A 23,228-nucleotide genomic window follows, 5' to 3' on the forward strand; every position below is an offset into this window, starting at 1 on the left:
ACACGGTATGTGCCCGTTCCGGGCCGTCGCTTAACATTCCGAGTTCGAGACATTCCCACGGCATCCTTTGCGGAGACCCTGCCATGACGACACATCCTGCCTACCTGAAGCTCGCCGAGACCGCCCATAGCAACATCGAGCAGCTGCAGGCCTACGCCCTGATCGGGCTCGACGCCTCGGAAAAGCTGCTCGCCCTCAACTTCGGCGCAGCGCGTGCGTTGTGCGATTCGGTCGTGTCCGCACCGACCGGGTTTGCCGGTACCGACCTGCACGAAACCCTTGCGAAGCAGGTCGCCGCCCAGAGCCGCGGTCTCGAGGAGCTCGGCGACTACCTGCGCCGCATCACCGAGGTCTGCGCCGAAGCGCAGAGCGACATGGTCGAACATGGCAACCGCCATCTCGAGCAGGTCCAGACCTCGATGAACGCGTTGCTGGAGGAAGCCCGCAAGCTCGCCCCCGCGGCCACGCTCGAGTTGAACGCCGAGCCCGCGGCGCGCGGCCGCGCAACACGCAAGGCTGCCTGACGCCGCACGGCGCCCCAAAGCAATAAGCCCCGGCCTCGCCCGGGGCTTATTGCTTCATCGGAGCGCGCGGCTCGAAAGTCGCGACTCCACGGTTCAAAGGTGCCGATCGAGCCGTGCGAGCACCCGCTCGCGTCCGAGCACCTCGAGCACCGCGTCGATCGCCGGCGTCTGCGGCACGCCGAGCACCGCGACCCGCAGCGGGATCGCCACCTGCGGCATCTTCAGGCCATGTTCGGCCATGGTTTCCTTGATCGCCTGGCTGAGCGCAGCCTTGTTCCAGTCGACCACCGCAAGTCGGGCGCGCAGGCTCGCGAGCGCGGCCCTGGCGACGTCGGTGAGGTGCTGACCGATCACCTCGGGGGCCGGATGCACGTCGGCGACGAACAGCTCGGCCGAGTCGGCGAGTTCGTTGAGGTTGGCGACGCGGTCCTTGTAGAGCGCCACCACCGCCTCGAGCGTGACGCCGGTCTCGGGGTTGACCTCGCGGCGGGCGAGCCGGCTGGCAACCTGCGACGCCAGGAAGGCATCGTCGGCCTTCTTGATGTACTGGGCATTGAGCCAGTTGAGCTTTTCGGTGTTGAACTGCGCCGCCGAGGGCGTGATGTGGTCGAGGTCGAACCACTCGACGAACTGCTGGCGGCCGAAGACTTCGTCGTCGCCGTGGCTCCAGCCCAGGCGCGCGAGGTAGTTGATGACCGCATCCGGCAGGTAGCCATCCTCGTCGTACTGCATCACGCTCACCGCGCCGTGGCGCTTGGAGAGCTTGGTGCCGTCGTCGCCGAGGATCATCGACAGGTGGGCGTACAGCGGCACCTCGGCGCCGAGCGCCTGCAGCACGTTGATCTGGCGCGGGGTGTTGTTCACATGGTCGTCCCCGCGGATGACGTGGGTGATGCCCATGTCCCAGTCGTCCACCACCACGCAGAAGTTGTAGGTCGGCGTGCCGTCGGCGCGGGCGATGATGAAGTCGTCCATCTCGGCGTTGGCGATCTCGATGCGGCCCTTCACCAGGTCGTCCCAGGCCACCACGCCCTCGGCCGGATTGCGAAAGCGCACCACCGGCTGCACGCCCGCGGGCGGCGGCGGCAGGGTCTTGCCGGCCTCGGGGCGCCAGCGTCCGTCGTAGCGCGGCTTCTCGCCGCGGGCGCGCTGCGCCTCGCGGATAGCGTCGAGCTCTTCGGGCGACATGTAGCAGTGGTAGGCGGTGCCCGCGGCCAGCATCTGGCCGATGACCGCCTTGTACCGGTCCATGCGCTGCATCTGGTAGAACGGCCCCTCGTCGTGCTCGAGGCCCAGCCAGTGCATGCCGTCGAGGATGGCCTGCACCGCTTCGGGCGTGGAACGGGCGACGTCGGTGTCCTCGATGCGCAGGATGAAGCTGCCGCCGTGGCGGCGGGCGAAGGCCCACGAGAACAGCGCGGTGCGCGCGCCACCGATGTGGAGATAGCCGGTCGGGCTGGGAGCGAAGCGGGTGCGGACGGGACGGGGAGCGGAAGTCATCGTTGCATTCAGTGGTGTTTCGTTCGTTTGGATACGGGGTGGCACGGGGGCGGGCGCGGAGGGCGACTCAGCCCAGCAGCAGCGCGTCGTCGTCGATCTCTTCGCCGCGGACCTTCTCGAACATGTCGAGCAGGTGATGCACGTCCAGCCCCTCGCGCTCCTTGCCGGACACGTCCAGCACGACGCGGCCCTGGTGCAGCATCACGGTGCGCTGGCCGACGTCGAGCGCCTGGCGCATCGAGTGGGTGACCATCATCGTGGTGAGCTTGTGCTCGGCGACGATGCGCACGGTGAGCTCGAGCACGAAGGCCGCGGTGCGCGGGTCGAGCGCGGCGGTGTGCTCGTCGAGCAGCAGCAGGCGCGAGGGCTGCAGCGCCGCCATCAGCAGGCTCACCGCCTGGCGCTGGCCGCCCGAGAGCAGGCCAATGCGATCGGACAGGCGGTTCTCCAGGCCCAGGCCCAGCGTCGATAGCTGGGCGCGGAACTCCTCGCGCAGCGCGGGCTTGACCGCGAAGGAGAAGCCGCGCCGCTCGCCGCGCATCTTGGCCAGCGCCATGTTCTCCTCGATGGTGAGGTCCTCGCAGGTCCCGGCGAGCGGGTCCTGGAACACGCGGGCGACGTGGCGCGCGCGCACCCACACCGGCTGGCGCGTCATGTCGATGCCGTCGATCTCGATCGTGCCGCTGTCGACCCGCTGCTCGCCGGAGACGGCGTTCAGGAAGGTCGACTTGCCGGCGCCGTTGGAGCCGATCACGGTGACGAACTGCCCGCTCGGGATCTCGAGCGACATGCCGCGCAGGGCCTGGGTCTCGATCGGCGTGCCGGGGTTGAAGGTCAGGCGCAGCTCATTGGCTTTCAACATCTCAGTTCCCCTTCTTTCCGGACCAGTGGGCGCGCAGTTTGGGCACCACCAGGGCGACCGTCACCAGCACCGCGGTGACGAGGTTGAGGTCCTGCGCCTGCAGGCCGATGAAGTCCGAGTTGAGCGCGAGCGCGATGAAGAAGCGATAGACGATGGCACCGACGATGACCGCGATCGTCGCCAGGTAGAGCTTGCGCGAGGGCAGCAGGCTCTCGCCGACGATCACCGCCGCAAGGCCGATGACGATGGTGCCCACGCCCATCGAGATGTCCGCCCCGCCCTGGGTCTGCGCGAACAGCGCGCCCGCCAGGCCGACCAGCGCGTTCGACAGCGCCATGCCGGCCAGCACCGCCAGCCCGGTGTTGACGCCCTGCGCCCGCGCCATGCGCGCGTTCGAGCCGGTGGCGCGGATCGCCAGCCCGCTCTGGGTGGAGAAATAGGCATCGAGCGCGAGCTTGACCGCCAGCACCACGAAGATCAGCAGCAACGGGCGGAACACGTAGTCGGCGAGCGCCTCGGGCTGCAGCAGGTTGAAGACCGTCGGCTCGGTGATCAGCGGCACGTTGGGCTTGCCCATGATGCGCAGGTTGATCGAGTAGAGCGCGATCATCATCAGGATGCTCGCGAGCAGATCCATGATCTTGAGGCTGACGTTGAGCCAGCCGGTGATCAGGCCGGCGACCGCGCCGGCGAGCGTCGCCACGACGGTCGCGGTGAAGGGATCGTAGCCGGCGGCGATCATGGTCGCGGCGACCGCACCGCCGAGCGGGAAGCTGCCGTCCACGGTGAGGTCGGGAAAGCGCAGCAGGCGGAAGGAGATGTACACGCCGAGGGCGACGAGGCTGAAGATCAGCCCGATCTCGAGCGCCCCGAGCAGGGTGTAGAGGGACATGGGAAATACCGTTGCGGAGAAAACGACGCGGGCGCTCCGAAAGGAGCACCCGCGGCGATCGGAGCGAACCGGCCGGCGATGGGCCCGGCCGGGCCGCGCTTACTGGACGACCTTGGAGGCGTCCTTGATGAGCGCTTCGGACAGGGTGACGCCCTGCTTCTGCGCTGCACCCGGGTTCACGTGCAGGGACAGGTTGTTGCTGGTCTCGGAGGCGATGTCGCCCGGCTTCTCGCCCTTGAGGATGCGCACGACCATCTGCCCGGTCTGCACGCCGATCGCCTTGTAGTCCATGCCATAGGCGGCGACCGCGCCACGCGCCACGCTGTCGGTATCGGCAGCCACGAGCGGGATCTTGGCGTCCATGCCGACCTTGACCAGGGCCTCGTAGGCCGACACCACGTTGTTGTCGGTGCTGGTGTAGAACACGTCGACCTTGTCGATCAGGCTGCGCGCGGCCGAGCCCACGTCAACCGAGCGCGGCGCGGCGGCGTCGACCAGGGTCATGCCGTGCTTGGGGAGCAGCGTGCGCATCTGCTCGAGCACCACCACCGAGTTCGCCTCGCCGGGGTTGAAGACCATGCCGACGCGCTTGGCGTTGGGCGCGACGCGCTTGATCAGCTCGATCTGCTTGTCGAGTTCGAGCGCATCGGAGACGCCGGTGACGTTGGTGCCCGAGGGCGCCATCGAAGGCACCAGCTTGGCCGCGACCGGGTCGGTCACCGCCGAGAAAACCAGCGGGATGTCCTTGGTCGCCGCGGCAACCGCCTGCGCCGAGGGGGTGGCGATGGCGACGATCACGTCGGACCTGTCGCCGACGAACTTGCGCGCGATCTGCGCCGCGGTGCCAGTGTTGCCCTGGGCGCTCTGGTACTGCCACTTCAGGTTCTTGCCGTCCTCGTAGCCGGCGGCGGCGAGCGCCTCCTTGACGCCATCCCGGACCGCGTCGAGCGCCGGATGTTCGACGATCGCGGTGATCGCCACCGATTTCTGCTCCGCATGCACCGGGCTGGCCATCGCGAAAGCCAGGGCGAGCGCACCGAACAGCACCTTGCGGGACTTGCTGAAGGACATGAAGGTCTCCTATCGGCCATGCGGGCCGGACAGTTTTTTACGCGCACGATCGACGACCGCGCGGATCGGAAAAGCAGGAAGACCGAGAGTTTAACAGCGCGCCCGGCTCATGCGATTGCGGTGGACCCGAAGCAGGAAAGGACGAGCGCCCATATTGCCTGCAAGACTGTATTTTTTTACAGTTACCGCATGACCATCCCCTATGCCGAACTCCACTGCCTCAGCAACTTCAGCTTCCAGCGCGGCGCCTCCCACCCCGAGGAGCTCGTCACGCAGGCGGCCGCGTTCGGCTACAGCGCGATCGCGCTCACCGACGAATGCTCGCTTGCCGGCGTGGTGCGCGCCCATCGCGCCCTGCAGGCCCTGCCGGCCGACCGCCCGCAGCTGATCATCGGCAGCGAACTCGCGCTCGAGGATGGTCCTCGCATCGTGCTGCTCGCCACCGACCGCTGCGGCTACGGCCAGCTGTCGCGGCTGATCACCCGGGCCCGCCGCGCCGCCGACAAGGGCAGCTACCGCCTCACCCGGGCGATGATCGACGACGCCTGCGACCTGCCGCTGCCGTCCGCCGCCCCCGGCGAGGCTGCCGACGGCCTGGACGGCTGCCTGGCCCTGCTGATTCCGCCCGCGAGCTTCCCGCCCCGTGCCGGACTCGAGACCGCGGCGGCGGCCCTGCAGGTCGAGGCCGAATGGCTCGCGCAGCGTTTCCCGGGCCGCGCCTGGATGGCGGTGACGGTGCGGCTCGACGGCCGCGACCGCGCCCGCATCACCTGGCTGCGCCGCGTCGCCCGCGCCGCGGGCATACCGGCCGTGGCCGCCAGCGGCGCGCTGATGCACGCCGCCGAACGCCGCCCGCTCGCCGACGTGATGAGCGCGCTGCGCCTGCACTGCAGCGTGGCCGAGGCCGGGCTGGCGCTCGCCGCCAATGCCGAGCAGCGCCTGCACGCGCGCGACACCCTCGCCCGCCGCTACCCGCCCGCCCTGCTCGCCGAGACCCTGGTCGTCGCCCAACGCTGCAGCTTTTCGCTGGACGAGCTGCGCTACGAGTACCCCGCCGAGCTCGTCCCCGAGGGCGAAACCCCGGCGCGCTGGCTGCGCCGGCTGGTCGAGGGCGGGCTGGCGTGGCGTTACGGCCAGGCGGAGCCGAGCCACGCCGGAAGCGGCGACACCCCACCGCCACGCATTGCCGCCCCCGCCCGCAGCACGACCCCGCCCCGCGCGGCCGACGACCCCGCGCCGCCCACGGTGCGCGCGCAGATCGAGCACGAGCTCGCGCTGATCGCCGAGCTCGGCTACGAGCCCTACTTCCTCACCGTGCACGACATCGTCCGCTTCGCCCGCGAGGCCGGCATCCTGTGCCAGGGCCGCGGCTCGGCGGCGAACTCGGTGGTGTGCTGGGCGCTCGGCATCACCGAGGTCGATCCACGGCTCGGCATCATGCTGGTCGAGCGCTTCATCTCGCGCGAGCGCAACGAACCGCCCGACATCGACGTCGACTTCGAGCACGACCGCCGCGAGGAGGTCATCCAGTACATCTACCGCAAGTACGGCCGCGAGCGCGCCGCGCTCGCCGCCACGGTGATCAGCTACCGCGCGCGCAGCGCGCTGCGCGACGTCGGCCGCGCGCTCGGCCTGGACGAGGCGCAGATCGAGCGCCTCACCCGCGAGCACCACTGGTTCGACGGCCGCCGCATCCTGCCCGAACGCCTCGCCGAGGCCGGGCTCGACCCCGCCAGCCCGGTCACCCAGCGCCTGGTCGCGCTCACCGAAGAGCTGATCGGCTTTCCGCGCCATCTGTCGCAGCACGTCGGCGGTTTCGTCATCGCGCGCGGCCGGCTCGACGAGCTGGTGCCGGTCGAGAACGCCGCCATGCCCGAGCGCACCGTGATCCAGTGGGACAAGGACGACCTCGACGCGGTCGGTCTGATGAAGATCGACGTGCTCGCGCTCGGCATGCTGTCGGCGCTGCGCCGCGGCCTCGCCCTGGTGTCGGCCTGGCGCGGGCGGGCGCTGACGCTGGCGACGATCCCGCGCGAGCGACCGCAGGTGTACGCGATGCTGTCACGCGCGGATTCGATCGGCGTGTTCCAGGTCGAATCGCGCGCGCAGATGACCATGCTGCCGCGCTTGAAGCCGCGCCGCTTCTACGACCTGGTGGTGGAAGTCGCCATCGTGCGCCCCGGCCCGATCCAGGGCGGCATGGTCCATCCCTACCTGCAGGCGCGCGAGCGCGTGGCGCGCGGCGAAGACCCGATGGAAGGGCTGCGCGAGGAGATCCGCGGCGTGCTCGCGCGCACGCTCGGGGTGCCGATCTTCCAGGAGCAGGTGATGCAGCTCGCGGTGGTGGCTGCGGGCTTCACCGGCGGCGAGGCCGACCAGCTGCGCCGCGCGATGGGCGCCTGGCGGCGCAAGGGCGAGCTCGAGCGCTACCGCCAGAAGCTGCTCGACGGGCTGGCGAAGAACCGCTACGACCCCGACTTCGCCCAGCGCCTGTGCCAGCAGATCGAGGGCTTCGGCAGCTACGGCTTTCCCGAATCCCACGCCGCCAGCTTCGCGCTGCTGGTGTATGCCTCGGCCTGGCTGAAGTGCTTCGAGCCCGCCGCCTTCCTCGCCGCCCTGCTCAACAGCCAGCCGATGGGCTTCTATTCGCCTTCGCAACTGATCCAGGACGCACGCCGGCATGGGGTGGAGGTGCGGGCGGCGGATGTGACCGTGAGCGAATGGGATTGCACGCTGGAGCCGACCGCCCAACATACGACCGATCCGCCCCCCGCGCCCCCGGGCACGCCATCAGCACAGCCAGCGCCCTGTCCACCACTGGCAGCACACACCCATCCGGCGAGCAGCCCCGGCGCGCCGGACGCGAACGCGTCGCCTGTACGCCCGCAGCCCGCGGTGCGCCTCGGCCTGCGCATGATCCGCGGCCTCGCCCATGACGCCGCCGTACGCATCGCCGAGGCCCGCCGCGCACGCGCCTTCAGCGACGTGCAGGACCTCGCCGCACGCGCCCGGCTCGACGCCGGCGACCTGCGCACGCTGGCCGCCGGCGGCGCGCTCGCCACGCTCGCCGGCCATCGCCGCCAGGCGCTGTGGCAGGCGAGCGGCGCCACGCCCCTGCCCGGTCTGCTCGCCGACGCCCCCGGCGGCGACGTCGCCGCCGCACTCGAAGCGCCCGCCGAGACCGAAGACCTGCTCGCCGACTACGCCCGCCTCGGCTTCACCCTCGGCCGCCACCCGCTGTCCTTCGTGCGCGTCCAGCTCGCCCGACTGCGCTTTCTCACCGCCGCCGACATCGCCCTCGCCCCCGACCGCATGCTCGCCCGCGGCGCCGGCCTGGTCACCTGCCGCCAGCGCCCGGGCACCGCCAAGGGCACGCTGTTCGTGACCCTGGAGGACGAGACCGGCCTCACCAACGTCATCGTCCGCCCCGAGCTCTTCGAGCAGCAGCGCCGCATCCTGCTCGGCGCGCGGCTGATGGGCGTGTTCGGCCAGATCAGCCGCCAGGGCCGCGTCGTGCATCTGGTGGCGAACCGCGTGGTGGACCATTCCGCGCTGCTGGGCGAACTGGCCGCTCGCAGCCGGGACTTTCACTGAACGACGTGCCTGAGCAGCACCCATCAACACCCCCTGCGGGTCGGTGCTATCTTTGCTGCGTGCATCACCTGTTCGAGGAGTAAGCCCCCATGAACGACCGCTGCATCGACGACCCCTTCGGCCTCAAGGAACGGCCCGGTGTGTACGACACCGGCACCGGCGCGATCAAGACCATCGAATCGAACCCCGGCATTCCCGGCATCGAGCGCGTGATCATCCGCAGCTACTGCGGCCGCATCCAGGACAACCGGGTCTTCTTCCGCCTCAGCGCCGATCGCAGCCGGGAATTCGCCACGCTCGCCGAGGCCTTCGCCGCACGCAAGGTGCACCTGACCTGAAGCGCGACGGGGGTCTGCTAGGCGCCCGCGCTCAGCACATTCCCCGACCATCGCCCCTGTTCATCTGCCCTGGTTCGCGGCCCTGGTCGCCGGCTCTCAACCCCTGCCCGGCGCAGCCTTCAGCGCGGCGACCGCCAGCACCAGCCAGCCCACCAGCAGCATCACCCCACCGAGCGGCGTCACCAGGCCGATGCCCTTGGTACCCGCGAGCGTGAGCAGGTACAGGCTGCCGGAAAAGCACACCGAACCCGCGACGAACAGCCCGCCCGCCACCGTCGCCAGCCGCCCCAGCCGGCCGGATCCCGCCAGCCCGAGCGCAACCAGCGCGAGCGCGTGATACATCTGATAGCGCACCCCGGTCTCGAACACCGCCAGCATCTCCGCGCTCAGCACGGCACGCAGGCTGTGCGCGCCGAAGGCCCCCAGTGCCACCGCAATCGCGGCGGACAGGGCGCCGATCAGAAGCAATCCTCGGTTCATACGTCTTCAATCCCGTGTTCGTGCGCCGGGCGCAGGCGCGTCGATAGCGCTCATCGCGTGGCCAGCCAGTCGGCCACGAAGCGCTGCGCGTCCGGCAGCCAGGCGCGAAAATCACCCTCGAAACCTTCCGCCGCAGCGACAAGATCCGCCTCGCCACCCGCCAGCGGATTGGGCTTGCGCGCGCGGCGCGCCATGCGTGCGAGGACGTCGGCGATGCCCTCGAGCCGGCCATAGGACTGCAGCCAGTCCTCGGTCGCCATCAGGTCGAGCGCGAGGTGCGCCGAGTCCGGCAGGTGATGGCGTCGCTCCGCGATCTGCCGATAGACGCGTGCGCAGTAGCCCCCAAGCTCATCCGCGTGATAGCGCGCCCAGTCACGCGCGAGGAGGTGGTCGTAGAAGATGTCGACCAGCACCCCGGCGTAGCGCCTGCGCGCGGGCGAGATCCGCGACCGGCTGGCGCAGAACGCCGGATGCGTCTCGGCGAAGACATCGATCGCGCGATGCAGGGCCACGCCGCGCGCCAGGTCTTGCGGCAAACCAGCGGGCAGCGGCCCCTTGATCCAGTCCCCCACCACCCCGCCGACGACGAGCGCGGGGGCGTCACCCGCGAGCAGCGCGTGGGCGAGGAAGTTCACCCGGCCTGCCCCGCGTCACGGCGCTGGCGCAGCACCAGCCAGACGAGCGCCGCACCAGTGAGGCCGACCGGCAGCAGCGAGCCGACGTTGAGCAGCGTCCAGCCCTGGGTCGTCACCAGCGCGCCGGAGGCGAACGAGGTCAGCGCCATCACCGCGAACACGACGAAGTTGATCGCCGCCTGCGCCTTGTCCTTTTCTTCCGGCCGGTAGGCCTGCATGGCGAGCGTGGTGGCGCCGGTGAACAGGAAGTTCCAGCCCACGCCGAGCAGGAAGAGGCCGATCAGGAACTGGTGCAGGTCCTGTCCCGAAAGCGCCACCGCGATGCAGGCCAGGTTGAGCACCACGCCCATCCCCATGATCTGCAGCACGCCGAAGCGCTTGATGAGGTGCCCGGTAAAGAAGCCCGGCGCGAACATGCCGATCACGTGCCACTCGAGGACCAGCGCGGCGTCCGAGAACGGCATGCCGCACACGTCCATGGCGAGCGGCGTTGCCGCCATCAGCAGATTCATCACGCCATAGCCCATCGCTGCACCCAGCGTGGACACGATGAACACCGGCTGGCGCATGATCTCGGCCAGCGGCCGGCCGGCGTCCACCCCTGCGGCCTTCGCCGGCGCGGCAGGAAAGCGGATGCCCGCCATCACCGCCATCGACGCCAGCGCCACCACCGCGAGCGCGAGGTAGGAGCCGAGGAAAGGCGTGCCGAGCACCTCGCGGGTGTGGTTGGCCAGGTTGGGGCCGATCACCGCGCCGATCAGGCCGCCCGCCAGCACCAGCGACACGGCCTTCTCACGAAACGATGTCGGCGCCAGCTCGCCGGCGGCAAAGCGGTAGAGCTGGCCGTTGGCGCTGTAGTAGCCGGCGATCACCGTGCCCGCCACCAGCAGCCAGAAGCTGCCAATCGACAGCGCGAAGGCGCACAGCAGCGCGGTGAGCAGCGCCACCACCAGGCCGAGCTGGAACGACACCTGACGCCCCCAGCGCTGCTGGGTGCGCGCCACCAGGCCGGTCGACAGCGCACCGCCCACCACGTAGCCCATCACCGGCAGGGTCGCCATCCAGCCGGCGGGCGCAAGGCTCAAGCCCACCAGGCCGTTGATGGCGATGAAGACCACGTTGTTGGTCAGGAACAGGCCCTGGGCGATGGCGAGCAGCCAGAGGTTCTTCTTCATAAGCAAACGCTTTTGCGGGAACGAGGCCGGAATCTACTCCGAAACGCGGCGCGCGTCCCGCGCGCATCGGCGGACCCGCCCGCCAGGGCTCACGCGTGCAGCGCGTTGAGCTGGCGGGCGATGATGTCGTGGTTGAGCCACAGCACCGGGCCGGCAGGCGCCGCGGAGCCGTTGAAGATCAGCGCCCCGCTGGCCTCGAGCACCAGGGTGCTGAGCAGGTCGGTGATCAGCGCCTTGCGATCCTTGTGCATGCCCACGATGTCCTCCGAGGTGCCGATCTGGATGTCGGCCTGCTCCGGGCTGTTGGGCATCGGCCAGGCGGCGAAGTCGCGGTAGCGCTGCATGACCGCGCTGCCGTGGAAGGCGGCGAGCTTGTCCAGCACGTCCTGCAACGTGAAACCATCGGCGAGCAGCGCCTGGCAGGCCTGCCACTGCGACTCGGCCCAGGCCCCGCCGCCTTCCTTCCTCAGCGCCTCGAGCAGCGAGATCAGCGGCAGCTCGACGCCGGCGAACACGTCGGTGGAGTTGGTGCGGATCTCGGGGCAGTTGTACACCGTGGCCTTGACGCCCTGCTCCCAGGCTGCCTGGGCGATGCGCTCGAGCCGCATCTTGGCGTAGCCCTGGGTGTAGTTGGTATAGGTCTGCCACTGGTAGCGGCCGTCGATCAGGATCTCGGTGCCGTGGTAGCCGTAGGCGGTGTAGCGCACCTGACCGCCGCCGGCCTCGATGCGCGCGCGCAGCGCGGCACTGCCCTCGATCAGGTGGCCGAAGGTGTTGGCCGACACCTCGTCGAAGTTCTGCAGGATGAGCTTGCCGAGGTCGCTGTCGAGCAGGGTCTGCGAGGACATGAAGCGGTCGCCGCGGCCCTTGTAGATGCGGTTGGCGATCACCATGAACACCTTGGCCTTGGGGATGCCACCCGCCATGGTGTGGGCGAAGAACACGTTGCGCCCGGCGCCGATCATGCCCTCGAGCTGCGCCATGACCTCGGCCACGCCCGTGCGGAAGCGCTCGGTGCCGATGGCGCGGCACGTGTCGATGTGGGCCCAGTCGAGCGTGCCCGACTCCCAGGTCTTGAGCGTGAGTTCGTTGAGCAGGTCGGTCGGCGTGGGCTCGCCGGCCGGGGCGTCGAGGTCGAAGCCCGCCATCAGCGGCACGTTGATGATCCTGCCGCCGAGGTTGGCCTCGGCCGCCGCCAGTTCGTCCGCGTCGAGCGGGCGCAGGGCGTTGTTGTCGTCACGGCGCCCGACCGTGATGCCGACGATGTCCATGCCCGCCTTGCGCGCCTGGTCGACCAGGCCGCTGGCGTAGCCGCGGCCGAAGAGCTCGCCGAAGAGCACGAAGACGTCGCCCTTGCGAAAGAGGCTGGATTGGGGGAGTTGGGTCAGCGCATGGGTGGTGTTCATGTCGTTACCGGGAAGGATGAGAGATATTCGGTGGGGCATTCGCGCGCCTTGCAGCGGCGCCGAATGCAGTCGCGTGCGCGGATTCTAGCCGGAGCCGCACAACCCACGAAGTTTTCGGGCGCGGCGCCGGCCCGCGCGCGAGCATCCCGTGATGGCCGCCGCAATGGCAGCCCGGGGCGCTGCGGCCCGGATCAGCCGACCTGGCAGGCCAGGCCCTTGAGGTATTCGCCTTCCGGCACTGCGAGCCCGATCGGGTGATCGGGCGCCGCGGACAGCCGGTAGAGGATGCGTGCATCGTCGCCGGCGTCGATCGCCGCGCCGGCGACGATCTTCTGGAAGAGCTCCTGGCCGATGCCGCCCGAGCACGAGTAGGTCATCAGGATGCCGCCCGGGTTGAGCAGACGGAAGCCGAAGAGATTGATGTCCTTGTAGGCGCGCGCGGCGCGATCCGCATGCGCGGCCGAGGGCGCGAACTTGGGCGGGTCGAGCACGATGAGGTCGAACTTGCGGCCTTCGTCCTTCAGCGCGCGCAGCGCCTTGAACACGTCCGCCTCCTGCCAGTCGGCGCGGCCGGCGTCGAGCTGCGGGTTGAGCGCCAGATTGCGCCGCGCCGATGCCAGCGCCGGGCCGGAGGAGTCGATCGACAGGACCGACGCCGCGCCGCCTGCGAGCGCCTGCAGCGAGAAGCCGCCGGTGTAGCAGAAGCAGTTGAGCACTGCACGCCCGGCCGCAAGCTGGCCGGTCAGCAGGCGATTGTCGCGCTGGTCGAGGTAGAAGCCGGTCTTGTGTCCGCCCTCGACGTCCACCTCCATGCGCACGCCGTTCTCGACGATGGCGAGCCCGCCCGCGGGCAGTTCGCCATGCACGCAGCCGGTGCGCGACTCCAGACCTTCGAGCGCGCGCACCTCCGAATCCGAGCGTTCGTACACCGCCGTGCAGCCGGTGGCCTGCACCAGGCCGGCGACGATGGCCTCGCGCCACTTGTCCGCGCCCGCGCTGGTGAGTTGCAGCACCACCACGTCACCGTAGCGGTCGGCGATCACGCCCGGCAGGCCGTCGGATTCGCCATGGATCAGGCGCACGCCCTCCTGCCCGCGCAGCGCCGGGATCGCCGCCCTCCGCGCCACCGACGCCGCCACCGCGCGCTTGAAGAAGGCATGGTCGATCGCTGCCTCGGCATCGAAGCACCACACCCGCGCGCGGATCTGCGATTGCGGCGACCACGCCGCCCGCGCCAGCGCCTTGCCGTCGGCGCTCAGCACCGTGACCGTGTCGCCGGGTCGCGCGCGCCCCTCCAGCCGCTCGACCGAGCCGGCGAAGATCCAGGGGTGGCGGCGGAACAGCGAGCGTTCCTTGCCGGGGTGAAGGACGAGTTGGGCCATGGGGTTCCGGGCTTCAGCGTGGTGAGTCAGGCCGCGGAGTGTAACGGCTGAAGCTCAAGGAGCCCAAGAATGCGGGGCCGGGCGGCCGGCGCACGCGACCGTCCCCCCGCAGCCTCCTGCGGGCCACCCGTGAGGTACGCGCGCGAGCCGCTCACGCTCCGACCGCCTGCTTCAGCCTCGCGACCGCGCCCGCGACGGCGTTCTCGTCCAGATTCCCGTAGCCAAGCACGAGCCCATTGCAGCGCGCCGGCGGCCGCGCGTATGCGGACAGGGCGCGCGCACCCAGCCCGAGCCGCGCCGCGCGCTCCGCCACCGCCCTGTCGTCGATCTCGGCGGGCAGCCACATCACCAGATGGAGCCCGGCTTCGCCGCCCGAGAGCGCCACGCGCTCTCCGAAGGCCTCTTCCAAAGCGGAGCGCAGGCGCGCCTGGCGGGTGCTGTAGCGCGCACGCATGCGCCGCATGTGCGTCGTGTAGTGACCGCGCTCGATGAAATCGGCCAGTGCGCGCTGCTCGATACCCTGGCCGGCGCGTGTGGCGAGCGCCGCGGCGTGGATGAAGGGTCCTGCGATCGCGCGCGGCAGGACCAGGTAGCCCAGCCGCAGGCCCGGGTAGAGGGTCTTGCTGAAGGTGCCGACATAGACCACCGGGGCGTCCGGCTGCAGTCCGAACAACGCGGGCGGCGCCGCCCCGGCGCGGCGGAACTCGCTGTCGTAGTCGTCCTCGACGATCCAGGCGCCCGACTCGCGCGCGCGCTCGAGCAATGCGAGCCGGCGCGGCAGCGACATCACCCGCCCGGTGGGGTACTGGTGCGAGGGCGTGGCCATGATCAGGCGCGGCGGGGCGCAACGCCAGTCCTCGGCGGAGGGCGCCAGCCCCTGAACATCCACCGCCACGTCGCGCACCTGCAGGCCGGCGAGGCCGAAGGCCACGCGGGCGGCCAGATAGCCCGGGTTCTCGACCCACACCGTGTCACCGTGGTCGGCGAGCAGACGAGCGCACAGGTCGAGCGCCGCCTGCGTGCCGCCGGTGATCAGGATCTGCCCGGCGTCCACCGCCAGGCCGCGCACGCCCGTCAGATGGGCTGCGAGCGCCGTGCGCAGCGACGGGTCGCCGCCGTGGGCGGCGTAGCCAAGCTGTCGCCAGCCGGCGTCCCGCCACGCACGCTCGATGCAGGCGCGCCAGCTGCGGAATGGGAAGGCACCGAAATCCGGCACGCCGGGCGAGAACGGCAGGGCCTCGGCATCGCGCGCCGGCTCGCGCTGCAGCGCTGCGGCAGCGCGCACGGACAAGCCCGGCGGCGCTTCCGGTACCGCGGAAGGCCGCGGCGAGGCAGCCCGTGCCGCGGGCAGTCGCGCCACGCGCGTGCCCTGGCGGTCGGCGACCAGGCAGCCCTCCGCGACGAGCTGCGCGTAGGCGAACAGCACCGTATTGCGTGCAATGCCCAGCGTCGCCGCGAGGCTGCGGCTCGCGGGCAGGCGCATGTCGCCCGGCAGCCGGCCGGACAGGATCGCCTCGCGCAGACGCAAGTAGAGCAGGCGCTGGCGCGGCATGGCATCGGGCAGGGGCGGGGCAAGCAGCCAGTCGAGCGCCATCGTGGCTCCATAGAGGCAGGTTTTCGTGGTGCTACGAAAGGTACCATCACCGGTCTAGGATCGCTCCATCGCAACCTCCGGAGCCACTGCACCATGCCCTCCTCCACCGCCCCATCCGCGCGCACCCGCGTCCGCCGACTGCCCGAGCGCGCGCAGTACGACGCCGACACCGTCGCCGCAATCGTGGATGCCGCGATGATCTGCACCGTCGCCTTCCAGATCGACGGCGTGGTCCATGCCATCCCCACCCTCCACTGGCGCGAGGGCGAGCACCTCTACATCCATGGCGCCAAGGCCTCGCGCATGCTGACGGCGCTGACCGCCGGCGAGGCCTGCGTGACGATCGCGCTCGCCGATGGTCTCGTGCTGGCGCGCTCGGCGATGCATCACTCGATGAACTACCGCTCGGTGGTGATCTATGGCCGCTTCGAGCCGGTGACCGAACCCGCGCACAAGCTCGGCAGCCTGCGCGCCTTCATAGAGGGCCTCTACCCCGGCCGCTGGGACAGGCTGCGCCCGATCAGCGACAAGGAACTCAACGCCACCGCCCTGCTGCGGATCGCGCTCGACGAGGCCTCGGCCAAGGTGCGCGACTGGGGCGTGAAGGACGACGCGGAGGACCTGGGCTGGCCGGTGTGGGCGGGTGTGATCCCGCTGCGTACGGTGCAGGGCGAGCCGCTCACGGAAGCCGACAGCGTGCTCGCCGAGGTGCCGCCGACCCGCTTTGCCCCTCCACCGCGATGAAGCGCGGTCGCGCGCGCGGTGGCAGGCCCGTCCGCCATTTCGCCATCGCGCCCGCGCTGGCTATACTCCCCCGCACTTTCACCGCAGGGGAGACCTGACCCATGAAGCTCGAAACCATCGCCGTGCACGGCGGCTACTCGCCCGATCCGACCACCAAGGCGGTCGCGGTGCCGATCTACCAGACCACCTCGTACGCCTTCGACGACACCCAGCACGGCGCGGACCTCTTCGACCTCAAGGTGCAGGGCAACATCTACACCCGCATCATGAACCCGACCACCGCGGTGCTCGAGCAGCGCGTGGCCGAACTGGAAGGCGGCATCGGTGCGCTCGCCGTGGCCTCGGGCATGTCGGCGATCACCTACGCGATCCAGACCATCGCCGAAGCCGGCGACAACATCGTCTCGGCCTCCACGCTGTACGGCGGCACCTACAACCTGTTCGCCCACACCCTGCCGCAGTTCGGCATCGAGGTGCGCTTCGCCGACTACCGCGACCCGGACAGCTTCGCCGCGTTGATCGACGCGCGCACCAAGGCGATCTTCTGCGAATCGGTCGGCAACCCGCTGGGCAACGTCACCGACATCGGTCGCCTCGCCGAGATCGCGCACAAGGCCGGCGTGCCGCTGATCGTGGACAACACCGTGCCCTCGCCCTATCTGTGCCGTCCCTTCGAGCACGGCGCCGACATCGTGGTGCACGCGCTCACCAAGTACCTCGGCGGCCACGGCAACTCGATCGGCGGCGTGATCGTCGATTCGGGCAAGTTCCCCTGGGCCGAGCACAAGGCGCGCTTCAAGCGCCTGAACGAGCCCGACGTGTCCTACCACGGCGTGGTCTATACCGAAGCGCTCGGCGCCGCGGCCTTCATCGGTCGCGCGCGCGTGGTGCCGCTGCGCAACACCGGCGCGGCGATCTCGCCCTTCAACAGCTTCCTGATCCTGCAGGGCATCGAGACCCTGGCGCTGCGCATGGACCGCATCTGCACCAACACGATCAAGGTCGCCGAGTACCTGAAGCAGCACGCCAAGGTCGAGTGGGTGAACTACGCCGGCCTGCCCGACCACGCCGACCATGGCCTGGTGCAGAAGTACATGGGTGGGCGCGCCTCGGGCATCCTGTCGTTCGGGGTGAAAGGGAATGGAAGCGGGGGCGGCCTCGAAGCCGGCGGCCGCTTCCAGGACGCGCTGAAGCTGATCACCCGCCTGGTGAATATCGGTGACGCCAAGTCGCTCGCCTGCCACCCGGCCTCGACCACCCACCGCCAGCTGTCGCCGGCCGAACTCGCCAAGGCCGGCGTGTCGCCCGACATGGTGCGGCTGTCGATCGGCATCGAGCACATCGACGACATCATCGCCGACCTGGAGCAGGCCCTGGCTGCGGTTTGATCAGGTAGACCGGGCAGCTGAACGGGGCAGATTGGGACTTCGCGGGGGACTCGTAGTCTGTCCCCCGCAAGTCCATCTGCCTTGCCAATCCGCCCCCTGAAGGCACTTCGCAATGGGATTACTGATGAAAGTTCGTAACTGCATTGTCTCGCTCTTTTGCGCCACCTTTGTGGCAAGTTGCGCAACCGTCGAGACAGCAAGCAATGTTGTGCCCGCTCAAGATCAAGTTTTTGAACATCCTTACAACAAAGTCTATAGCCGCTCGATAAGCACTCTGATGGATTTGAAGTGGCAGGTATCGCACTCAGATAAGAAAGAGGGACTTATTCAAGCGCGGACCCCTATGACCATATGGACTGCAGGCGACCTCGTTACCGTCCATGTCTTTCAAGAATCCGATAGCCAAACCCGCGTTGAAGTAACTTCAGCATCGGCACAGCAATATGACTGGGGCAAGAACAAAGAGAATATAAGCAAATTTTATTTTCAGCTGTCAGAAAAACTGAAATCAGAATAAGGGTGTGGCGAACGGAATGTGGGAACGGGACAGGAGACAGACCACGATTATCCGCACCCGCAGGAACCCCGGCATTGCGCCAATGATTGCACTAAATTAAAGTGCAATCATTCCCATCGGCTCGAGGCTTTGCAACATGCCGTCCATCACCGTACGAAACATTCCTGACGAGGTGCATCGCGCCATCCGCATCCGTGCTGCGATGCACGGCCGCAGCGCCGAAGCTGAGGTACGCGACATTCTCGAACAAGCGGCCAAGCCCGAGGGACGCGTGAAGCTCGGCACGCTGCTGGCGTCGATCGCCCGCGAAGCGGGGGGGCTGAGCGACGAGGAAATCGCCCTCTTCGACAGCGCGCGTGACAAGACCCCGGCCCAGCCGATGCGCTTTGAATGATCATCGTCGACACGAACGTCCTGTCGGAGCTGTGGCGGGTCGCGCCCAATCGCAAAGTCTTAGCCTGGATGGACGCCCAGGTCGTGGAAACCCTCTTTCTGTCCGCCATTACCGTCGCCGAGTTGCGCTTTGGGCTGGCAGCGATGCCCCAGGGCAAACGCCGCATGATCTACCAGGAGCGCCTGGAACGCGAAGTGCTGCCGGCATTCGCCGGGCGCGTTCTACCCTTCGACCTGGACGCCTCGAAAGCCTACGGTGAGCTGATGGCACGGGCACGGGCCGCAGGTCTTGCGATCGGCAACGCGGACGGCTATATCGCGGCCACCGCCGCCGCGCGCGGGCTGATGGTCGCCACGCGCGATACGAGCCCGTTCAAGGCGGCTGGCCTGGCAGTCATCGACCCCTGGGCGCATTGAAGGACTCGCAACGCGCCTCGCCCCCTCTTGTAAGGATCTCCGATGCTCGCAGTACTGCAGCGCGTCTCCGAAGCACGCGTGATTGTCGACGGCGAGACCATCGGCGAGATCGGCCGCGGTCTGCTTGCGCTCGTGTGCGCCGAGCGCGGCGACACGCCCGCCGAAGCCGACAAGCTGCTCGCCAAGATCCTCAAGCTGCGCATCTTTGGCGACGAAGCCGGGAAGATGAACCGCTCGGTGCAGGACCTTGGCGGCGGCCTGCTGATCGTCAGTCAGTTCACCCTGGCCGCCGACACCACGGGCGGCAATCGTCCGAGCTTCACCAACGCCGCCGACCCGCAAAGCGGAAAGATGCTTTACGAGCATCTGGTCGAGCGCGCGCGCGCAGCACACCCCGTGGTGCAGACCGGCCGCTTCGCCGCCGACATGAAGGTGCAGCTCATCAACGACGGCCCGGTCACCTTGCCGCTTCGCGTCGCACCCGCGATCTGAACGCCCCATGCGCGGCACCCTGCCCAACCGGTGCGGCAATGCATACATAATCTCCGCTCCCCCCACCAGGAGACCCCTGCGATGAAGCTCTACATCAAGCCCGGCGCCTGCTCGCTGTCGCCCCACATCGTGCTCGAGGAGTCCGGACTCGACTACGAGACCGAGACCGTCGATCTCAAGACCAAGCGCACCACGAGCGGCGAGGACTTCAACCAGATCAATGCAAAGGGCTATGTGCCCGCCTTGCTGCTCGACAGCGGCGCGCTGCTGACCGAGGGACCCGCGATCGTGCAGTACATCGCCGACCGGGTACCGGCGAAGAAACTCGCCCCTGCCAACGGCACCATCGAACGCTACCAGCTGCAGGCCTGGCTCAACTTCATCGCCACCGAGCTCCACAAGTCGTGCAGCCCCTTCTTCAACCCCGCATCGGGCGACGATCTGAAGAAGAGCGCCGGCGCCAACCTCGAACGCCGTCTGGCTTACGTCGATGAACAGCTCGCCGGCAGATCCCATCTGCTCGGCGAGGACTTCAGCGTCGCCGACGCCTACCTCTACACCGTGCTGAGCTGGATGCCCTTCATCAAGATCGACCTGTCCAAGTGGGCCAGGATCTCCGCCTTCGTCCAGCGGGTCTCCGCCCGCCCGGCCGTGCAGGCGGTGTTGAAGGCCGAGCGCCTGGGCTGACCCGGGCCCGCACCGCGTCGCCGCCCGTCATCAGGCCCGCGGCGCGGTGCCGAAGAAGCGATCCCAGAAGCGGCTCAAGGTGCCGAACCCGAGGCGTGCGTCGCGGTCATGGTGAAAGCCGTGCAGGCTGCGCAAGCGCCGGATCCAGTGCCCGCCGCCCTCGCCATGCAGGCGCCGGTGCACCGCCTGCTGGGCGATCTCGCCCGCGAGCAGGCCGATCGAGACCGCAGCGCCGAGCGCCAGGTTGCGCAGCAGCAGGCTCGGCAGCACGAGCATGGCGAGCGCGAGCGGGACGCTGAACGCGAGCGGGATCCGGATCGGTTGATCCGGCATCAGGTGGTGCTCGGCATGCCAGGCGCGGAATGGCTCCACACCGTGCAGCAGGAAGCGGTGAAGCAGGTATTCGAGCAGGGTCCACGCCGTCAGGCCCGCCACCATCATCACGACCGCGAGCCACGCCGGCAGACCGGTTTCCGCCAGCACCGCGAGCGCGAGCGCGCCGCCCACCGCGGACACCAGCAAGGAGGCCGGAAACGCCAGCGCCCAGGCACCAGAGCGCGCTTCAGCCACGGCGCGCTCCACGGGTCGGATCGGCCCCCAGCTCGGTTCGCTCTCGCGGCGTGCCCGCCTCCGCCTCATTCGGCGCGCGCCCGCGGCCATCCGCTGCGCCAGCGCCGGGCGTGCCCATCTCCAAGCAGCCCTCGACCTGCCAGGCATACATGAGACCGGACTCCGAGAAGCTCAGCCCGGTCTCCTCGTCCCGCCACCACCCCAGGCCATGCGGCTCACGGCCCTCGAAGCGCCAGCAGCGCAGTTCGCCGCTGCACAAGCGAATCCTGTAACGCCCACCCACCCGCAGTTCGTCCACGCTTTCCGTCATTGCCCCACCTCCGTCGGTCGACCGCGCGGCCGCCCGCGATGCAACGCTTTCATCATAGTCGCTGACGCGCACCTGGCCGGCACCCATCGCCAGCAGGGCTGGCACGCAGCCAACCGGAACCTTCTCCGGCATGCCTTGACTATACAGTACCGATTTAGTACTTTTAATGCACTTCAACCGGACAGCAGACAGGCGATCATGCTGCGCATAAGCAAACTCACCGACTATGGCACCCTGATCCTGGCCCACATGGCCGGGCTGCCGGGCCGGCTGCACAGCGCGGCAGAACTGGCCGAGGCGCTCGGGCTGGGGCTGCCGACGGTCAGCAAGGTGCTCAAGACCCTCGGCCGCCATGCACTGGTGAGCAGCCAGCGCGGCGCGCACGGCGGCTACGTGCTCACCCGCGCGGCCGAGCAGATCACCGTCGCCGACATCATCGACGCGCTCGAAGACCAGCCCTTCGGCCTCACCGAGTGCAGCGCAAGCGCTGGCGTGTGCAGCATGGAAAGCGACTGCCGAATCCGCGACAACTGGCTGCGCATCAACACCGTGGTCCGCCAGGCGCTGCAGTCCGTCACGGTTGCCGACATGGTGCACCCGGACGAGCCCTCACCCCTCGCGCGCGGGCTCGTGTCGAATGAACCCGCTTCCCATCGCATGCACGGCCCCGCCCGCCTGGGCAGCCGCGCAGCCGCAGCCTCACTCGCTGCCTGCATCCCGACGCCCCGCGCAGACGACCAGGAGATCTGACGATGAACACCCCCATCACCGCCCCCTCCCCGACCCGCTCGCCCACTCGCGGCGACGCACTCGGCACCTTCCTGGAACAGGAATACGCCGCCGGCTTCGAGACCACGCTCGAGACCGATGCGGTGCCCAAGGGCCTGTCCGAAGACACCATCCGCATGATCTCCGCGCGCAAGGGCGAGCCCGACTGGCTGCTCGCGTGGCGCCTCGAGGCCTACCGCCACTGGCTGACGATGAGCCCGCCGACCTGGGCCGCGGTGCAGTTTCCGCCGGTCGACTTCCAGGACATCGTCTATTACTCGGCGCCGAAGTCGAAGAAGGACGGCCCCAAGAGCCTGGACGAGGTCGACCCCGAGCTGCTGCGCACCTTCGAGAAGCTCGGCGTGCCACTGCACGAGCGCGCGCGCCTGGCCGGCGTGGCGGTGGATGCGGTGTTCGACTCGGTGAGCGTCGCCACCACCTTCCGGAAGGAGCTGGGCGAGCACGGCATCGTGTTCTGCTCCTTCTCCGAGGCGGTGAAGGAGCACCCGGAGCTGGTGCGCCAATACCTCGGCACGGTGGTGCCGCCGGGCGACAACTTCTACGCCGCGCTCAACTCGGCGGTGTTTTCCGACGGCTCCTTCGTCTTCATCCCCAAGGGCGTGAAGTGCCCGATGGAGCTGTCGACCTACTTCCGCATCAATGCCCGCGACACCGGCCAGTTCGAGCGCACGCTGATCATCGCCGAGGAAGGCGCGTCGGTGAGCTACCTCGAAGGCTGTACCGCGCCGATGCGCGACGAGAACCAGCTCCACGCCGCGGTGGTGGAGCTGATCGCGCTCGACGACGCCAAGATCAAGTATTCCACCGTGCAGAACTGGTACCCGGGCGACAAGGACGGCAAGGGCGGCATCTACAACTTCGTCACCAAGCGCGGCGACTGCCGCGGCGCGCGCTCGCACATCTCGTGGACGCAGGTCGAGACCGGCTCGGCGATCACCTGGAAGTACCCGAGCGTGATCCTGCGCGGCGACGATTCGGTGGGCGACTTCCACTCGGTGGCGCTCACCAACAACCTGCAGCAGGCCGACACCGGCACCAAGATGATCCACATGGGGCGCAACACCCGCAGCACCATCCTCAGCAAGGGCATCTCGGCCGGGCGCGGCAGCAACACCTTCCGCGGCCTGGTCAAGGTCACGCCCAAGGCCGAAGGCGCGCGCAACTACACCCAGTGCGACTCGCTCCTGATCGGCGACCGCTGCGCGGCGCACACCTTCCCCACCATCGAGGTGCGCCACCCCACGGCGCATGTCGAGCACGAGGCCACCACCTCGCGCATCGGCGAGGACCAGTTGTTCTACGCGATGCAGCGCGGCATCAGCGCCGAGGACGCGGTGTCGATGATCGTCAATGGCTTCTGCCGCGAGGTGTTCAAGGAACTGCCGATGGAGTTCGCGGTAGAAGCACAGAAATTGCTGGGCGTGAGCCTCGAAGGCAGCGTCGGCTAAGGACCTACAGGAGAATCAAG

The 23,228-nt window shown here is 69.0% G+C and carries 24 protein-coding genes; 12 read left to right on the plus strand and 12 right to left on the minus strand.

Features of this window, described 5'->3' with window-relative positions; all coding sequences use genetic code 11:
• Window positions 1-83: 83 nt before the first annotated feature.
• Complete coding sequence (locus tag AAG895_RS12075) at window positions 84-524, plus strand: phasin family protein (RefSeq protein WP_345792256.1); 441 nt, start codon at window positions 84-86, stop codon at window positions 522-524.
• Window positions 525-617: 93 nt separating this feature from the next.
• On the opposite strand, the gene gltX is transcribed toward AAG895_RS12075, so the two are convergent.
• The 4 genes from gltX to AAG895_RS12095 form a co-directional block, all read right to left on the minus strand.
• Window positions 618-2,024, minus strand: a complete 1,407-nt coding sequence (gltX, locus tag AAG895_RS12080) for a glutamate--tRNA ligase (RefSeq protein WP_345792257.1) — start codon at window positions 2,022-2,024, stop codon at window positions 618-620.
• A 67-nt stretch (window positions 2,025-2,091) separates the two neighbouring features.
• A complete protein-coding gene (locus AAG895_RS12085; protein ID WP_345792258.1) occupies window positions 2,092-2,886 on the minus strand; it encodes an ABC transporter ATP-binding protein in 795 nt (264 codons plus the stop codon).
• Between the two features lies 1 nt (window position 2,887).
• A complete protein-coding gene (locus tag AAG895_RS12090) occupies window positions 2,888-3,778 on the minus strand; it encodes an ABC transporter permease (protein WP_345792259.1) in 891 nt (296 codons plus the stop codon).
• Window positions 3,779-3,877: 99 nt separating this feature from the next.
• Entirely contained in the window at window positions 3,878-4,849 is a 972-nt protein-coding gene (locus AAG895_RS12095) for an ABC transporter substrate-binding protein (RefSeq protein ID WP_345792260.1), read from the minus strand.
• Window positions 4,850-5,038: 189 nt separating this feature from the next.
• Here AAG895_RS12095 and AAG895_RS12100 point away from each other — a divergent pair, with 189 nt between their 5' ends.
• Both AAG895_RS12100 and AAG895_RS12105 read left to right on the plus strand, forming a co-directional pair.
• Window positions 5,039-8,443 carry an error-prone DNA polymerase gene (locus AAG895_RS12100; RefSeq protein ID WP_345792261.1) on the plus strand — a complete coding sequence of 1,135 codons (3,405 nt, stop codon included), beginning with the start codon at window positions 5,039-5,041 and terminating at the stop codon, window positions 8,441-8,443.
• A gap of 89 nt (window positions 8,444-8,532) precedes the next feature.
• The gene (locus tag AAG895_RS12105) at window positions 8,533-8,781 is read left to right on the plus strand and encodes a hypothetical protein (protein WP_345792262.1); all 249 of its coding nucleotides are present in this window, start codon (window positions 8,533-8,535) and stop codon (window positions 8,779-8,781) included.
• Between the two features lie 96 nt (window positions 8,782-8,877).
• Here AAG895_RS12105 and AAG895_RS12110 read toward each other — a convergent pair whose 3' ends face one another.
• From AAG895_RS12110 to AAG895_RS12135, 6 genes are all read right to left on the minus strand, one after another.
• Complete coding sequence (locus AAG895_RS12110; protein WP_345792263.1) at window positions 8,878-9,261, minus strand: DUF423 domain-containing protein; 384 nt, start codon at window positions 9,259-9,261, stop codon at window positions 8,878-8,880.
• Window positions 9,262-9,311: 50 nt separating this feature from the next.
• Window positions 9,312-9,896 (minus strand): ACP phosphodiesterase, encoded by a 585-nt coding sequence (locus AAG895_RS12115; protein ID WP_345792264.1) that lies wholly within the window; start codon window positions 9,894-9,896, stop codon window positions 9,312-9,314.
• Window positions 9,893-11,071, minus strand: a complete 1,179-nt coding sequence (locus AAG895_RS12120; RefSeq protein WP_345792265.1) for an MFS transporter — start codon at window positions 11,069-11,071, stop codon at window positions 9,893-9,895. The genes AAG895_RS12115 and AAG895_RS12120 overlap by 4 nt, the downstream gene beginning before the upstream one ends.
• A gap of 89 nt (window positions 11,072-11,160) precedes the next feature.
• On the minus strand, window positions 11,161-12,477 hold the full coding sequence (locus AAG895_RS12125) for a hypothetical protein (protein WP_345792266.1): 1,317 nt from the start codon (window positions 12,475-12,477) through the stop codon (window positions 11,161-11,163).
• A 191-nt stretch (window positions 12,478-12,668) separates the two neighbouring features.
• Window positions 12,669-13,859 carry a class I SAM-dependent methyltransferase gene (locus AAG895_RS12130; protein ID WP_345792267.1) on the minus strand — a complete coding sequence of 397 codons (1,191 nt, stop codon included), beginning with the start codon at window positions 13,857-13,859 and terminating at the stop codon, window positions 12,669-12,671.
• A gap of 151 nt (window positions 13,860-14,010) precedes the next feature.
• Window positions 14,011-15,453: a PLP-dependent aminotransferase family protein gene (locus AAG895_RS12135; protein WP_345792268.1), complete on the minus strand. Its 1,443-nt coding sequence runs from the start codon at window positions 15,451-15,453 to the stop codon at window positions 14,011-14,013.
• A 93-nt stretch (window positions 15,454-15,546) separates the two neighbouring features.
• On the opposite strand from AAG895_RS12135, the gene AAG895_RS12140 reads away from it, so the two are divergent.
• From AAG895_RS12140 to gstA, 7 genes are all read left to right on the plus strand, one after another.
• On the plus strand, window positions 15,547-16,197 hold the full coding sequence (locus AAG895_RS12140) for a pyridoxamine 5'-phosphate oxidase family protein (protein ID WP_345792269.1): 651 nt from the start codon (window positions 15,547-15,549) through the stop codon (window positions 16,195-16,197).
• A 101-nt stretch (window positions 16,198-16,298) separates the two neighbouring features.
• Window positions 16,299-17,585 carry an aminotransferase class I/II-fold pyridoxal phosphate-dependent enzyme gene (locus tag AAG895_RS12145; RefSeq protein WP_345792270.1) on the plus strand — a complete coding sequence of 429 codons (1,287 nt, stop codon included), beginning with the start codon at window positions 16,299-16,301 and terminating at the stop codon, window positions 17,583-17,585.
• A 124-nt stretch (window positions 17,586-17,709) separates the two neighbouring features.
• A complete protein-coding gene (locus tag AAG895_RS12150; protein ID WP_345792271.1) occupies window positions 17,710-18,102 on the plus strand; it encodes a hypothetical protein in 393 nt (130 codons plus the stop codon).
• 136 nt (window positions 18,103-18,238) lie between these two features.
• Entirely contained in the window at window positions 18,239-18,496 is a 258-nt protein-coding gene (locus AAG895_RS12155; RefSeq protein WP_345792272.1) for an Arc family DNA-binding protein, read from the plus strand.
• On the plus strand, window positions 18,493-18,912 hold the full coding sequence (locus AAG895_RS12160; protein ID WP_345792273.1) for a type II toxin-antitoxin system VapC family toxin: 420 nt from the start codon (window positions 18,493-18,495) through the stop codon (window positions 18,910-18,912). Before AAG895_RS12155 ends, AAG895_RS12160 begins: the two co-directional genes overlap by 4 nt.
• A gap of 42 nt (window positions 18,913-18,954) precedes the next feature.
• Complete coding sequence (dtd, locus tag AAG895_RS12165; protein WP_345792274.1) at window positions 18,955-19,404, plus strand: D-aminoacyl-tRNA deacylase; 450 nt, start codon at window positions 18,955-18,957, stop codon at window positions 19,402-19,404.
• Between the two features lie 81 nt (window positions 19,405-19,485).
• The gene (gene gstA / locus AAG895_RS12170) at window positions 19,486-20,091 is read left to right on the plus strand and encodes a glutathione transferase GstA (protein ID WP_345792275.1); all 606 of its coding nucleotides are present in this window, start codon (window positions 19,486-19,488) and stop codon (window positions 20,089-20,091) included.
• A 30-nt stretch (window positions 20,092-20,121) separates the two neighbouring features.
• Here the strand turns inward: gstA and AAG895_RS12175 are convergent, their stop codons facing one another.
• Window positions 20,122-20,661, minus strand: a complete 540-nt coding sequence (locus AAG895_RS12175) for a sterol desaturase family protein (RefSeq protein ID WP_345792276.1) — start codon at window positions 20,659-20,661, stop codon at window positions 20,122-20,124.
• Entirely contained in the window at window positions 20,654-21,103 is a 450-nt protein-coding gene (locus tag AAG895_RS12180; RefSeq protein WP_345792277.1) for a hypothetical protein, read from the minus strand. Before AAG895_RS12180 ends, AAG895_RS12175 begins: the two co-directional genes overlap by 8 nt.
• A 66-nt stretch (window positions 21,104-21,169) precedes the next feature.
• On the opposite strand from AAG895_RS12180, the gene AAG895_RS12185 reads away from it, so the two are divergent.
• Both AAG895_RS12185 and sufB read left to right on the plus strand, forming a co-directional pair.
• On the plus strand, window positions 21,170-21,721 hold the full coding sequence (locus tag AAG895_RS12185) for an SUF system Fe-S cluster assembly regulator (RefSeq protein WP_345792278.1): 552 nt from the start codon (window positions 21,170-21,172) through the stop codon (window positions 21,719-21,721).
• 2 nt (window positions 21,722-21,723) lie between these two features.
• Window positions 21,724-23,208 carry a Fe-S cluster assembly protein SufB gene (sufB, locus tag AAG895_RS12190; protein WP_345792279.1) on the plus strand — a complete coding sequence of 495 codons (1,485 nt, stop codon included), beginning with the start codon at window positions 21,724-21,726 and terminating at the stop codon, window positions 23,206-23,208.
• Window positions 23,209-23,228 lie beyond the last annotated feature (20 nt).

This window comes from Thauera sp. JM12B12 (genome assembly GCF_039614725.1).
GTDB lineage: Bacteria > Pseudomonadota > Gammaproteobacteria > Burkholderiales > Rhodocyclaceae > Thauera.

Coding starts and splice junctions, on each gene's coding strand:
- AAG895_RS12075 (WP_345792256.1), top strand. CDS start 84: ATGACGACACATCCTGCCTACCTGAAGCTCGCCGAGACCGCCCATAGC.
- gltX (WP_345792257.1), bottom strand. CDS start 2,024: ATGACTTCCGCTCCCCGTCCCGTCCGCACCCGCTTCGCTCCCAGCCCG.
- AAG895_RS12085 (WP_345792258.1), bottom strand. CDS start 2,886: ATGTTGAAAGCCAATGAGCTGCGCCTGACCTTCAACCCCGGCACGCCG.
- AAG895_RS12090 (WP_345792259.1), bottom strand. CDS start 3,778: ATGTCCCTCTACACCCTGCTCGGGGCGCTCGAGATCGGGCTGATCTTC.
- AAG895_RS12095 (WP_345792260.1), bottom strand. CDS start 4,849: ATGTCCTTCAGCAAGTCCCGCAAGGTGCTGTTCGGTGCGCTCGCCCTG.
- AAG895_RS12100 (WP_345792261.1), top strand. CDS start 5,039: ATGACCATCCCCTATGCCGAACTCCACTGCCTCAGCAACTTCAGCTTC.
- AAG895_RS12105 (WP_345792262.1), top strand. CDS start 8,533: ATGAACGACCGCTGCATCGACGACCCCTTCGGCCTCAAGGAACGGCCC.
- AAG895_RS12110 (WP_345792263.1), bottom strand. CDS start 9,261: ATGAACCGAGGATTGCTTCTGATCGGCGCCCTGTCCGCCGCGATTGCG.
- AAG895_RS12120 (WP_345792265.1), bottom strand. CDS start 11,071: ATGAAGAAGAACCTCTGGCTGCTCGCCATCGCCCAGGGCCTGTTCCTG.
- AAG895_RS12125 (WP_345792266.1), bottom strand. CDS start 12,477: ATGAACACCACCCATGCGCTGACCCAACTCCCCCAATCCAGCCTCTTT.
- AAG895_RS12130 (WP_345792267.1), bottom strand. CDS start 13,859: ATGGCCCAACTCGTCCTTCACCCCGGCAAGGAACGCTCGCTGTTCCGC.
- AAG895_RS12135 (WP_345792268.1), bottom strand. CDS start 15,453: ATGGCGCTCGACTGGCTGCTTGCCCCGCCCCTGCCCGATGCCATGCCG.
- AAG895_RS12140 (WP_345792269.1), top strand. CDS start 15,547: ATGCCCTCCTCCACCGCCCCATCCGCGCGCACCCGCGTCCGCCGACTG.
- AAG895_RS12145 (WP_345792270.1), top strand. CDS start 16,299: ATGAAGCTCGAAACCATCGCCGTGCACGGCGGCTACTCGCCCGATCCG.
- AAG895_RS12150 (WP_345792271.1), top strand. CDS start 17,710: ATGAAAGTTCGTAACTGCATTGTCTCGCTCTTTTGCGCCACCTTTGTG.
- AAG895_RS12155 (WP_345792272.1), top strand. CDS start 18,239: ATGCCGTCCATCACCGTACGAAACATTCCTGACGAGGTGCATCGCGCC.
- AAG895_RS12160 (WP_345792273.1), top strand. CDS start 18,493: ATGATCATCGTCGACACGAACGTCCTGTCGGAGCTGTGGCGGGTCGCG.
- dtd (WP_345792274.1), top strand. CDS start 18,955: ATGCTCGCAGTACTGCAGCGCGTCTCCGAAGCACGCGTGATTGTCGAC.
- gstA (WP_345792275.1), top strand. CDS start 19,486: ATGAAGCTCTACATCAAGCCCGGCGCCTGCTCGCTGTCGCCCCACATC.
- AAG895_RS12180 (WP_345792277.1), bottom strand. CDS start 21,103: ATGCCGGAGAAGGTTCCGGTTGGCTGCGTGCCAGCCCTGCTGGCGATG.
- AAG895_RS12185 (WP_345792278.1), top strand. CDS start 21,170: ATGCTGCGCATAAGCAAACTCACCGACTATGGCACCCTGATCCTGGCC.
- sufB (WP_345792279.1), top strand. CDS start 21,724: ATGAACACCCCCATCACCGCCCCCTCCCCGACCCGCTCGCCCACTCGC.